The sequence below is a fragment of the Thermogemmatispora onikobensis genome (assembly GCF_001748285.1).
Lineage (GTDB): Bacteria > Chloroflexota > Ktedonobacteria > Ktedonobacterales > Ktedonobacteraceae > Thermogemmatispora > Thermogemmatispora onikobensis.
The window spans coordinates 44,425-57,130 of sequence record NZ_BDGT01000030.1 but is presented as its reverse complement, the minus strand read 5'-3'; the positions used below and the strand labels follow the sequence as shown (position 1 = coordinate 57,130).

General features: G+C 60.5%; 11 protein-coding genes. 9 read left to right on the top strand and 2 right to left on the bottom strand.

Features of this window, described 5'->3' with window-relative positions:
* The first annotated feature begins 5 nt into the window (after positions 1-5).
* The 7 genes from BGC09_RS13910 (at position 6) to BGC09_RS13880 (ending at position 5,756) form a co-directional block, all read left to right on the top strand.
* On the top strand, positions 6-1,013 hold the full coding sequence (locus BGC09_RS13910) for an ARPP-1 family domain-containing protein (protein ID WP_141727787.1): 1,008 nt from the start codon (positions 6-8) through the stop codon (positions 1,011-1,013).
* A gap of 257 nt (positions 1,014-1,270) precedes the next feature.
* On the top strand, positions 1,271-1,492 hold the full coding sequence (locus tag BGC09_RS13905) for a YobF C-terminal domain-containing protein (RefSeq protein ID WP_069804593.1): 222 nt from the start codon (positions 1,271-1,273) through the stop codon (positions 1,490-1,492).
* A gap of 180 nt (positions 1,493-1,672) precedes the next feature.
* Entirely contained in the window at positions 1,673-2,374 is a 702-nt protein-coding gene (locus tag BGC09_RS13900; RefSeq protein WP_084658815.1) for a chromate transporter, read from the top strand.
* On the top strand, positions 2,371-2,907 hold the full coding sequence (locus BGC09_RS13895; RefSeq protein WP_069804591.1) for a chromate transporter: 537 nt from the start codon (positions 2,371-2,373) through the stop codon (positions 2,905-2,907). Before BGC09_RS13900 ends, BGC09_RS13895 begins: the two co-directional genes overlap by 4 nt.
* A gap of 556 nt (positions 2,908-3,463) precedes the next feature.
* Entirely contained in the window at positions 3,464-4,084 is a 621-nt protein-coding gene (locus BGC09_RS13890; RefSeq protein ID WP_069804590.1) for a superoxide dismutase, read from the top strand.
* 411 nt (positions 4,085-4,495) lie between these two features.
* Positions 4,496-4,852, top strand: a complete 357-nt coding sequence (locus BGC09_RS13885; RefSeq protein WP_069804589.1) for a hypothetical protein — start codon at positions 4,496-4,498, stop codon at positions 4,850-4,852.
* A 136-nt stretch (positions 4,853-4,988) separates the two neighbouring features.
* The gene (locus BGC09_RS13880) at positions 4,989-5,756 is read left to right on the top strand and encodes a hypothetical protein (protein WP_141727786.1); all 768 of its coding nucleotides are present in this window, start codon (positions 4,989-4,991) and stop codon (positions 5,754-5,756) included.
* A gap of 193 nt (positions 5,757-5,949) precedes the next feature.
* On the opposite strand, the gene BGC09_RS13875 is transcribed toward BGC09_RS13880, so the two are convergent.
* Positions 5,950-6,753 (bottom strand): type III pantothenate kinase, encoded by an 804-nt coding sequence (locus BGC09_RS13875; protein ID WP_069804587.1) that lies wholly within the window; start codon positions 6,751-6,753, stop codon positions 5,950-5,952.
* Positions 6,754-6,879: 126 nt separating this feature from the next.
* Positions 6,880-7,551, bottom strand: a complete 672-nt coding sequence (locus BGC09_RS13870) for a hypothetical protein (protein WP_141727785.1) — start codon at positions 7,549-7,551, stop codon at positions 6,880-6,882.
* Between the two features lie 339 nt (positions 7,552-7,890).
* Between BGC09_RS13870 and BGC09_RS13865 the strand changes: the two genes are divergently transcribed.
* Positions 7,891-11,679 (top strand): UvrD-helicase domain-containing protein, encoded by a 3,789-nt coding sequence (locus tag BGC09_RS13865; RefSeq protein WP_069804585.1) that lies wholly within the window; start codon positions 7,891-7,893, stop codon positions 11,677-11,679.
* A gap of 315 nt (positions 11,680-11,994) precedes the next feature.
* Complete coding sequence (locus tag BGC09_RS13860; protein ID WP_069804584.1) at positions 11,995-12,693, top strand: DUF8166 family protein; 699 nt, start codon at positions 11,995-11,997, stop codon at positions 12,691-12,693.
* Positions 12,694-12,706 lie beyond the last annotated feature (13 nt).

Genomic DNA, 12,706 nt, shown 5'->3' with positions numbered 1-12,706 from the left:
TAGCTATGATGGAGATTCAGGTCAAGCAGGAGGCGGCGGAGACCTCTCCTCTTACAGGGCTGCTGGCCCACCTGGCCCCTGGTCCGCTGGTCTCCTGGGGTGTGCTGGAGGTCATCGGCCTTTTTCCGGTCTGCACCGAGCTGGAGCAGAGCCGTGCGCGCTTTGTTCCTCCTATGCGCTCCCTGGAGGTGGTCGGCTCCCCCAACTATGGAACGCTCGTTTTGCGCAATCGGGCCACAGAGGGAGTGCTGGTGCTGCCTATGCATGTGGCGTTCTTCCAGCCAGGGGTGCAGAATCACGCGACCAGCCGTGTGCTGATCCTTGATGCCGATGAAACGCTGACAGCAGACGACTGCTACTGCATCCAGCAGACCCAGAGCGGCACGCTGCGCCAGGCCCAGCAGCGCTTCTCTATGTTGCCTCTCGGGCTCCGCCGCGCTGCCTTCGAGTTGCAGGGAATCAAGGATTTCAGGCGCCTCTGGACGGCAATCGCCGCCTATTCGCGCCGCTACGGGATCAATTACGGCGGCCATCTGGATCGCTGGCTGCGTCCTAACTTCGCCAGTTTGCTGCCTTACCGCCACGCGTTGGAGTGGCTGCCTGGTCAGGTCGGCGCTGCTTTCTTCCTGGCCGGTAGGTTGGTCGGCGTGGAGGTGACTCCGAACAGCGCTTACTGGACCGAGATGCTGCCTGTCCTGCTGATCTACTGCTATGGCTCTGCTGCCTTGCTGGCCGAGCACCAGCATCGCGCACCAGCGCGCCCGGTCCTCGATCTGGAGGGCCTGCGCGATTTGGATGATCTGCAGCAGCGCCTCGCTGAGGCCCGTCGCCAGGAGCAGGAGCAGCGCCTGACGCAGCTCTCCTCGCTGGCTTCGCTCTATAAGCGGGCTCGTCCCGCTGAGGAACATGCCGGCCTGCGCCTGCTCTCTATCAGCCAGGGCGAGTGGCTCGGCCAGATCGTCTACGCTGGCTCTGAGGTGGTCTATCTGTCTCTGTTCCGCAGCGAGCTGTAACCTGTTTCCTCGCTGCCTTGTGGAAGCGTCGGTCTCTCTTTCTTCTCGTGGCCCGGGTGCGTTTCTCCCTTGGCTCGCACCCGGGCCTGGGCCACTCTCCTCGCTTTCCCTCCCCCTCCTCGAATGCCTGACTACCATGCCTTTCGGCAAGTTCTACCTGGAACTGCCAGGCGGGCCACAGATCTTCTTCTCTAACGCTGCTATCGATCCCAATCAGGGGCTGTCGCTGGCACTGAAGACTCTTGGCTGGAGTTGCGGTGAGCTTTGCCCTGCCTCTCGCCTCGCGACGCCTGCTCGATGCCGCTCTCTTCGTGAGCGAGGCCGGCCTGGCTGCGGCTGCAGCTTGCCTGCAGGAGCAAGCTCTGCTGTGTGGTCAGGCGCAGCTCTATCTTGTGCAACAAAAGCGCCAGCTCCTGCAGGACTGCCTCCAGCGCCTGACTGCTCTGGAGGCAGAGCTACCTGCCTTGCTTGCCGACTGACTGCTCGTTGTCATCCGTGATACGGTCCGGCTGGGAAGAACCTCCCTGGACCGCTCCCAGGCTTTGGGGGCCTGCTGCTGGCTGGCTGATCCCTGAAGCTATGTGCTAGAATGGAGGCTGAGCTGTGAGCTGGTTACTGCCAAACTCCTCCTGATAACTTCTCTACTCTGGCATACGCTTATGGACAATTTCCACGCAGATCAACAGAAGCCACCGACTCAGCCTGTATCTATTACAGTGAAAGCGACGCCTCCCCTTCGAGAGACCAGGGAGCCGCCGCCATCGGTCTGGGAGCTGCTGCGTATCTGGGTCTTGATCGGCCTGCAGTCCTTCGGCGGCGGCTCTTCGACGCTCTTGCTGATCCAACGAGAGTTTACCGAAAAACATCGCTGGCTGACCATCGAAGAATTTGCCCGTGATTGGAATCTCTGCATTATGACCCCAGGCATCAATCTGGTGGCCATCACCGTCCTCATTGGACGTAAGCTTGCTGGAGCCTGGGGAATAGTGGTCTCGCTCCTGGGTTTGCTGCTCCCGAGCGCGGCGATCACGACCCTCATCGCCGCCGGTTTTCAGGAAATCCAGCACCTGGCCTTTGTCGAAGCGATGTTCCGCGGGGTAGTGCCTGCCACGGCAGGAATCATGCTGGTGGTGGCCATCAACTTTGCTCGTCCGCTGCTCAAGCAAGGCTATCAGGAAGGCTTCGCCATGCTGGCGCTCAGTCTGGCGTTTATTGCTCTGGTGACCCTGGCGCTCATCGTTGGCAAAATCGCTGTAGTGTTCGTTGTGGTGGCCTCCGCCCTCGCCGGTAGGTTGCTCTTTGTCCGAGCGCCGTCGCTGGCCACGGAAGGGCAGCCGCCTGAGAGGGAGGAGCGGCCATGAAGAATCCGCTCCTCTATTTCTGGCTGTTTCTCAAGGCCTCGCTCTTCTCAACTGGCGGCTTCAGCAACTTTCTCAGCCTGCATCAGGATTTGCTGGCCAACCACTGGGCTGAAGAGAGCGACTTTAGCCAGGCCCTGGTCATTGGCCAGTTGAGTCCTGGGCCAAACGGTCTCTGGGTCATTGCCTTGGGTTATCTGACCTATGGCTATCTGGGTGCGGCGCTGGCGCTGCTGGCGATCATGATCCCGCCGTTTGTGGCGCTGATCTGGGAGGGGCTGTATCAACGCCTTGGGGGATTGCGCTGGGTCGAGGCGCTGATGCGTGGGGTCTCGCTGGCGGTGGTCGGGATCACTGTGGGCAATACCTGGACGATCATCGGCCATAGCGCCAGCGATTGGCGGGCCTGGATCATCGGGGCCGCTGCCTGCCTGCTAGCATTGAGTCGGCGCGTGCACGTCTTTGTCATCCTGCTGCTGGCCGCTGGGGCCGGCTTGCTGCTGTACGGAGGTCTGACACTCCCCTGGTGGCACTGAGCGCCCTCGCGGACCCGGCGCTGGCAAGGTAAGCCTCGCGGTGGCATCGGACTGACTGGTTACCTGCCGCAGCACTGTCCTTTCGTTCAGAGGCGGCCAGCGCTCTTTACGCTATACTAATAAACGAGGCAGGCTTAACCTGGCTTGCGAGGAGATGCTGAGGCGCGCAATCGTTGGAGGGGGGCGGCGGGCAGCCAGAGACGGGGCGGGTCAGCGCTCCTGTGTGGCCTGACGGAAAGGTATGCATCTGCTTGACAATCGCATATCTTATCGAATACAACTAAACAGGAGAGTGCTCTAGTGCTGGCTGACGCGACGCTCTGGCCGGTCCCTCGACTGCCCCATGTGCTCGGGCGCGCGCGTGCTCGTGTACATGCGCATCTGTGTCTGCCCGCTTGCCGGACCTGCTGCCCTGCTGCCGGGTCCGGTTCGCTTTTCTCTCCTTTGCCAGCCAGCTAGCGCGAGCGCAGGCGAGTGGGAACAAGGTGGGCCAGGGCGAGCATGCTCTCTGAAGCGCCATTCTGGTAATCTCTTGGGTATAAAAAGGAGAAGGTCTATGGCATTTGAACTTCCACCTCTGCCCTATAGCTACGATGCTCTGGAGCCGCACATCGACGCGCAGACGATGCAGATCCACCACGATAAGCATCACGGCACCTACGTCGAGAACCTTAACAAGGCACTGGAAGGCCATCCCTTTGCCAGTCTGCCGGTTGAGGAGGTGCTGCGGCGCATCAACGAGGTACCGGAGAATGTGCGCACGGCGGTGCGCAACAATGGTGGTGGGCATGCCAATCACAGCATGTTTTGGCGCATCATGAAGCCGAATGGCGGCGGCCAGCCCAGTGGCGATCTGGCGAAGGCTATCGAGCAGACCTTTGGCTCGTTCGAGAACTTCAAGGATCAGTTCATCGATGCCGGCCTGAAGCGCTTCGGCTCGGGTTGGGCCTGGCTGGTTCTGGACAAGCAGGGAAAGCTGCAGATCATCTCGACTGCCAATCAGGATAGCCCCTACATGGATGGCCTCTATCCCGTGATGGGTAACGATGTCTGGGAGCATGCTTACTACCTGAAGTATCAGAACCGCCGCGCCGACTACTTGAAAGCCTGGTGGAACGTGGTCAACTGGGAAGAGGTTGAGCGCCGCTACGCTGAGGGATTGAGCCAGCAGAAGTAGCAGCCTGACACGACGTTTTCTCCCTGGTCCCACTGCGGAACAGGACAGGGGGCAGTCAGCCGAGCCAGCTCGGCTGACTGCCCCTTTTTTTGTGCACTCCGCTGGCTCTGACCTGCCCGCTAGCCCCCGCGCTCCAGGGCCAGAGAGCTGTCGGGGCCGAACCAGGGGCACGAAGACCAGCCCGGCGGGCCGCATTGAGCAAATCTTTGGTTGACCTTGAGCTATTCTTGAGGTTTTTTTGCTACACTACCCTGCGGAGTGAAAAGCGCAGGCGCTTTCAAAGCGTGATCTGTCGTTGCGCTGTGACAACACCACGGGACTCTCTCGGACCAGGTCCTTCTGGTCCATGCATGACGCCATCACTGATCAGCTTTCAGGCCATTACTGCTATAGAGCTATAGAGAAAAGGCTATGGAGAAAATGAACAAAAAGTCAACAACCCTGGGCGCTACCGCCCTGCGCCCTCTACTCAGTCTCACTTTGTTGTTGACTCTGCTGGTGGCAACGCTGACCCTGACGGCCTGCGCCGGGCATGCTCTGCGCTCGCAAGACCAGGCCGCTCCGGCCAGCTCGCAGAGTCAATCGCTACCGGCAAGCACGAGCAGTCAGGACAGCACTACGCCATCGACATCAACAGGAAATGGCGCTCCGGCGCAGCAGGTGCAATCGATCGATCAGCAGGTTCAGGGTACGCTGCCATCGCTGGACCAGTCTCAGAACGACGCTAACTCTAGCGATCAGGGCCAGGATAACGCTCCTCTCCCCTAAGCGCCAGAGGAACGCGACTGGCTGGCCTGCTGGCGTCTCGTGGAAGATCCTACTATTTCCTGACCATTCATTTGTCACATACATCCAGGCGAACAAGCGAACAAGGAAGGAAGAATAAGCGTAAGAGGCCAAGGAGATGATGATGAAACTCTTCAAGGGGCTGAAGCGACCCGGTCAGCTTACCCTCCTGACTCTGGTTAACCTCATGCTGGCGGGCCTTGTTGCCTATCTGGCGCTGCCGGTCATTGCCCAGGCGGCGCCGGCCTCGGGCGGTCAGTGTGCTCGCAACGATGTCCAATGCGTCATCAACATTGGGAACCAGCTCATCACGGCGCGCCTGAATGCCTTGAATACCCTCAGCAGTCGAGTGACGCAGCAGCAGCAGGCTGGACACATCACTGCCGATGCTGCCAGCGCTCTCCAGGCTGACATTGCCACCAACCAAAACGGCCTGAAGTCGCTGCAGAGCAAGCTCGACGCCGAGACTTCGGCCCAGGCTGCCCGCCAGGATGTCAAAAACATTTTCTGGCAGTTCCGTATCTATGCGGTGGTACTGCCACGTGACTATCAGCAGCTCCACTTTGCTATCGAGCAGAAGCTGGCCAACAAGATGGAGTCAGCCAAGACTTCCATTGAGAAGGCCATCGCAGCCGCCCCTGCCGGCAAACAGGCCCAGCTGCAGAGCCTCTACAACGACTTCAAGGCCCAGCTTGCAACGGCGGAAGCCCAGTTTGATACCGTGCAGAGCACTCTTCCTACACTGACCCCTGAGAACTATAATCAGGACCGCACCGCCTACACCAGCAACCTCACAAAGGTGCGCAGCGCCGAGAAAACGGCCCATACAGCCCTGCATCAGGCCGCCAGCGATCTCCATCAGATTGCCCAACTGCTGAAGAACTAGTCTCCTCGTAACACAGTGTGGGAACAGGGTCCATAGCAACAGAAAGGGAAGAGGTTCATCCTCTTCCCTTTCTGTTGCTCTTCTGGGAGCCTCTGCCTCTGACCCGGCTGCCTGGTTAGACGGCAGAGGAGCGTGCCAATACCGGTCGGTTGGGGAAGGACGCAGGCGATCTCGCTGCAAGCGCCACCGGTCCCTAGCGTTCCCGCTGGCGGTAGCCATTGCGCAGGCGATCATAGGCAATGCGCAGACCTTCCAGAGGGAGGAACTGGTTGACATATTGAATTTCAGGGATGAGCGGAGCCATGAAATTCGCCAGGCCGCCGTGGGCGATGATTTTGACCTCGCCCTGATCGGGTACCTCGGGGATCTCAGCGCGCAAGCGATGGATCAGTCCCTGAACAAGACCTACATGGCCGTAGATGATGCCGGACTGCATGTTCTCTGTTGTGTTCTTGCCCAGGGCCGAACGCGGCGGAGTCAGCTCGACACGGAAGAGGCGCGCAGCGGCGCTGCTGAGGGCCTCGGCGGAGATCATCAACCCTGGGGCTATGGCACCACCGAGAAAGTCGCCCCGGACCGAGATCACGTCAAAGGTGGCGGCTGTGCTGAAAGAGATCACTATGGCGGGGCCACCATACAGCTCGTGAGCGGCGATGGCCGTGACAATACGGTCAGAGCCAACTTCCCACGGGTTATCAACCAGCAGACGCAGACCCAGGTCCAGTGTGTGATCGACAATAATGGCTTCCTGGTGAAAATAGCGCTGGACCAGTTCCTGGAAGACCGGCGTCAACGGTGGCACGACGCACGAGAAAATAACAGCGTGGACATCGCCGAAAGTGTGCCCGCTATGGTTCATGAGCGTGCCCAACAGCATCGCGTACTCGTCAGCAGTACGCTGGCGCACAGTGGAGACGGTCCAGTGATGTTTGAGGGCCTCACTGTTGTAGAGGCCAAACTTGATATTGGTGTTGCTGATGTCAATAGCCAGCAGCATAGGGCACTCCTATCGGTGGCCAAAAGATGGCGCGGAAAGGACAATGAGGAGATGCATGCGTATGCGCACGGCCCACAGGCAAGGCAAGAGAGAAGGAAACTCGCTCGTCAATCCGGCACCGACAGCTTAGGCGATCTGCTGCGCTCTGGCGGCGTATTGTTTCAGCAAAGCAGCGATTAGGAAAGGATCGCCGTAGGCTGTATCCGTCGTGACAACGACCTCGGTATCGGTGCGCGTGTCGATGAAAGCGAGCGAGGTAGGGGCCCGAGAACTCATCACCTTGCGCCGCTCTTCCGGAGACTGGGTCATGCCACGCCCAAAGAGAAAGCCCACCATGTTTTCGCTGGCGCTGCCAACTTGGGCAAGCTGGTTGGTGGGGGGCGTGCGGTCTGGCCTGGCACGGCCTCTGGCTGTCACGTAACGGACGTTGATCAAGGGGACGTGGACGACTTTGCTCCCCGCTTGCTGCACAAAGTCCTCGGGTGTGATGACGATCAGATAGTCCTGCGCTCTGATGAGACGACGTGCGTCGCTGATCAGACACCAAACGCTGCCCAGACCGATGAAGAGGAGCATACCAAGTGAAATCGTGCTGGCAATGGCTCCGAAGGTGCTGTGATAGTTTTCGGGTACCATGACAGGAAAGAAGGCTGCGAATAAGATGAGACCCACAGCCGCCCCAAAGAGCCAGCCGACGATCGAGAGGATCACTCTGCCGCGCTGCAACGGCAGCACAATCCAGCCATCGGGCTTGTCTTCCCCCGCTCTGGCGCGAGTCAATATTTCGGATGCTTCCATGACCAGGAACCTCCCATAGGTGTGAGGACGTGTCCGCTCCCTTGCCGCCGCGCTACGCCTGGCCGTCTCGCCCGCCGCGCGCACCAGGTAGGACTAGCCGCCTGCCTGTCTCCCTCAATTATAGCAAAATCAGGGCCACTGCGCAGAAGGTTTCTGCTCGCTCTCCGCTCTGGGCTGGCCAGTATTTGGCCCCCGTAGGCAGGCATGATATAATGCTGCTGAACCTGTGATCTCCTCTTCTCTCCTCTCTCCGATCCAGCCTGTGCTCTCAAATGAGGCAGTAGAAGACCAGGAAGAGCGAGAGGCAAGGAACGAGTTGCGGGAAAAGAGGCGCCATCGATGGAGCAAGAGACCCGCGCACTGGCCACGCTGGCCGCTCGCTATTTGCGCCAGCGCTATTGCTACGACAGGTCGTTGTGGGAGGCCGAGGCCCTGCCGCTAGATGAGCTGGTCGCCTGGCTGGGACTGGAGGTCGCCACCTTTCACCCTGCTGATCACCCCCCAGGTACCTATGGCTATCTGGAGCCGGGCGACAATCTGATCTGGATCTGCCGCAATCTGCCAGAGCCACAGCGGCGCTTTACGCTCGCGCATGAACTTGGCCATGTCATCCTCCATCGCCCTGTAACGGAGACGATGCGTCTCCTGCTGCCCGGGCTGGAAGAAATCCTGGGACCTCTGACGAGCAGGCTGGCGGCGCTTGCTCAGGAGGAGCAAGACCAGACTGAACGCTGCGGAGAAGGAGAGATCCGTGAGGAGATCGGGGCTCTGGCTGATGAGGGGAGCGTCGAGGAGCTACTCGGCCCTGGTCAGTCCTATAGTCCCCGCAGTCAGCGCGAGCTGGCGGCCAATCTCTTCGCCGCCGAGCTGCTGATGCCCCTGGAGTCAGTGCGCGCGCTCTATGTAGAGCAAGGTCTCCCGCCGGCCTCCCTGGCGAACCGCTTTGGGGTCTCGCAGGCGGCCATGCTTAACCGCCTGACCGGGCTCCTCAAAGAATATCCTCCTGTCATGGAGTCACGGGCACAGCCAGAGCAACAACTGCCAGAGCCGCCGCAGCGGCGTCTTGAGCCTGCTTGTGTATCTGTGCCAGCCCCAGCGGGCGCTGGCCGATCATACGATGAGTTTCAGCAGGCGGCCATTGCGGCGGAGACACCGGCCCTGGTGATCGCCGGGCCGGGCAGCGGCAAAACCAGCACCCTTATCGGGCGCGCCGAGTATCTGATCCGCTCCTGCGGCGTCGCGCCGCGCTCGATTCTGGCCCTCACCTTTTCGCGCAAAGCCGCTGAAGAAATGCAGGAGCGTCTGGGGCAGGCTCTGCGGACCTCGGCGGGACCGAAGTCCGTCGCCTGGGAGCTGCCGACGGTCAGCACCTTTCACGCTTTCTGCGCCGAGTTTCTGCGCCAGTATAGCGAGCTGGCTGGTCTTCGTCCTGACTTTACGCTGGTCGACGACGCCGAAGGGTATTTCTTGCTGCGCAGCCTGACGCCTCGTCTTCCCCTCTATTATTATCATCATCTGACACAGCCCACCCTCTATTTCCCCGACATACTCAAGGCCATCTCGCGCGCCAAGGACGAGCTGGTGACTCCTGAGCGCTATCGTCAGCTGGCGGAGCAGATGCTCGAGCAGGCCCAGACGGTCGAAGAGCGTGAGCAAGCAGAGCGTGCTCGCGAAATTGCCTCCGTCTATGCTCTTTATCAGGAGGAGCTAGAGCGGCGTGGCGACATCGATTTTGGTGGCCTGATTATGCTGACTGTGCAGCTCCTCGAAGGCCACAGCGATCTCCTGCAGCAGCTGCAGCATCGCTACCAACACATCCTTGTCGATGAATTTCAGGATATCAACCGAGCCAGCGGAGTTCTCCTGCGTCTATTAGCAGGAGAGGCACGTCGCGTCTGGGTTGTGGGAGATGCAAATCAGGCCATTTACGGCTTCCGCGGGGCCTCCCCAGCCAACATTGTCCGCTTCCGCGAAGATTATCCGGGGGCCGTGGTCCTCTCGCTGAGCCGCAACTATCGCTCGCGCCCCGATATTGTCGCGCTGGCCGAAGCCTTTCGCCTCCAGCGCCTGGAGGCTGGCCAACTCGGCGAAGAGGCGGCGCTGCGGCACAACGAAGCGGTGCGCCCCTCCCTGCCGGAACCGTATGTGACGCTGGCGGTAGCGGAAGATGAGGCCGCCGAGCTGGCGGGCCTGGTCGCTGATCTGCAGGAGCGCTCTCGCCAGGGCTATCGCTATCGCGACCTGGTCGTGCTCTGTCGCACACGCGCTCAGGCCCGGCGCATCTCGCAAGCTCTGGCGGCAGCGGACCTGCCTGTCATCGAGAGCGGGGGCACTTTGGAGCAGGAACACGTCAAAGATGCTCTGGCCCCACTGCTGTTGCTGGCGGGACCGGATGGCATGGGGCTGCTCCGCGCGGCACGCTGGCCGGAGTACTCTCTCTGTCAGGCCGATATCGAGGCCCTGCTGTTGGCGGCGCGCACGCAGCAGGTGGCCCCGGGTCTGCTCGTGCTGCGTGGCGACATTCCTGAGACGCTGAGCGAAGGCGGACGCCGCGCACTGCGTTTGCTCAGCGAGCTGCTGCAACGCCTGACTACGGCACCCGATATCTGGTCTCTGCTCGCTCAGTATCTCCTCATCGAAACAGATCAGGTGCGCCGCCTCCTGGCTCGCGACGACGCCCAGGCGCGGGCGATCCTGGCTGACTATGCCCTCTTGCTCCAGCTAGCGCGGCGTTTCGACCTGCAGCAACAGCGTCAGCAGCGTGAAGAACCCGCGCCAGCCGAAAGCCAGCCTCTCAGCGCAGCTCAGGCTGGCCCTCTCTATGAACAGGTCCGCAGCTTCCTGGAATATTTGCGCGTCCTTTTCATGCTACGCCAGGATAGCAGCACGCGCCAGCAGAGTCTTGAGGAGAGCCAGGGCGGCGAGGCCGATGTCGTGCGAGTCATGACCGTCCATGCCAGCAAAGGTCTGGAATTTCCTGTCATCTATTTGCCCGGGCTGAATCAGCAGCGCTTTCCTGCCACACGGCGCCATAATCCGATACCGCCGCCCGATGGCATGCTCTCCCTGGAAAGCGACGAGGCCACCCTGCACGAGATTGGCGAAGCCTGTCTCTTCTATGTCGGCATCACGCGCGCCCGCGACCATCTCGTGTTGAGCTATAGTCGTCGTCCAGGCAAGCGTACAGCCAAACCCTCAGTCTTTTTGGAGCCACTGCTGGCCGCTCTGCCGCCGGAACGCCTCGTCAGGACGGAATGGCGCAGACAACAGGACGGATCAGCTGCCGCTGGCGCAGCAGAGAGGCAGAGGCGCGAGGAGTCCGAGGCTGCTCTGCTGCGCCAGCCCCATGAGGAATTTATCCAGGCTATGCAGCCGGGGGTGCTCAATGCCTCCGCTATCGAATGCTATCAGCAATGCCCGCGTAAGTATCTCTACACCTACATCTATCGTTTTCAGCCGCTTCAAGAAGGCTATGCCCTCTTTGTGCAAGCCACGCGCAAGACGCTCGAGGCGCTCTATGAATGGGTCGGGCGGGCGCGTCGAGCTGTCGCTGAGGGGCAGCAGCTGTCAGCGGCCCTGCCGACGCGCGAAGAGGTGCATGAACTCTATGGCCAACACTGGCGCGAGCTTGGCGGCCATGAATCCCCTTTTGCCTCGCTGTACGAGCGACATGGACGTGAGGTCACCGAGCAGCTCCATCGCAAGCTGCTAGAGAGCGCCGAGACCCAGCACTGGCAGCTCTGGCGTGGCTTCACCATAGAGATTGCTGGCCAAACCATTCGCGTCGATGTCGATCGCGTCGAGATGCCACGGCAGCCAGAGCAAGCGGTGCGCTTTGTACGTACACGCTTTGGCCGGCGTAAGCAAGAGCCAGAGCCTGACACGCGCGAGCTGCTCTATATGCGCGCCTACCATGAGCACTATCCTGGACAGGAGGCCGAGCTCCACAGCGACAACCTGACCACGGGCGAGGTCAGAGCCGTGAAACTGGGGCAACGACGCGAGCAGAGCCTCTACGCCAGGCTGGTCGAGAGCCTGGAGCGGCTCAAAGAGCACGATTATGCCGCGGCCCCCGCTGATCCGGGACGCTGTCCCACCTGCCCCTTCTTTCTTATCTGCCCGGCCTGAAGTCTTTCCTCCTATCTCCCCTTGCCCGTCATACCGGGCCTGACCAAAGGGCCTATGGCCTGGCCTGGGCCGGCAGAGCAAGAGGGCTGATTTGCCTCCTCCCGCCAGGATTAGTATGGTATAATGGCCGCCAGGTGAGACGGGCCAGCGCTGCCCGTCGCTTCCGAGAGGATGACCCAGTCTGGCTTGAGTACTCCTGAGAGCAAGAGACGCTCTTCAGGAGAGGATAAAGCCAGGTCATTTTTCAAGAGAGAGAAGTAGCAGGTACAATAGATACAGGGCGTGCTCCTCCATGCCCGCACACGAGGCATCGGCATGTTTATAGGAAAGATCGTCAAATCCGATTCCCATATCAATTACGTCTGCCAGATTTATGGACCGCGCGAGGTCGAAGTCGAGCCGGCGCCTGAAGACTACGCCTTCGGACGCTTTGTGCGCATTGCTGTGCGTGCACGCCAGGGCGGCGACGATCCCGAGGCGGAGCTGCATCGCGTGCTGGGTATGAGCACAGAGCCAAGAACCTACGCTGTAGGCGTGATCTACGATACCATCCTGCTCAATCCGAGCTTTGGCTCTCTGGGGCCGCGTCTCTCCAATGAAACCCAGGTTGAGCTATTCTCGCCGGACTACATTGCCGAGCGGGCCGTGCTGATCTATGTCATGGTGCTCGGAATGATGCAGGAGAGGACCACTTCCGAAGGCCAGACAGAAGTCTTCTCTATCATGCATGGGGTTCCCCTGCTTTCGCTGGAGCTGGGGAGCGAGATTGAGACGATGGATGACGAGCAGGTGCGCGCTTTCCACTTCTTCAGCGACCCTGACAGGCTGGGCGAGCCGCCCTATCTCCATATGGGCTATCTGCCTCACATCATCGCCCAGCGCAATAGCTTACTGCCGATGGTCGCGCTTTGCATCATTGATCAGCTTGAACGCCTATTTCCGCAAAACCTCTCTCTGCTATCGATTGTCAAGCGAAACTTCGCCTGGCGTCTCAAAGTTGAAACCACCGGCTAAATCGGGGGTGCCG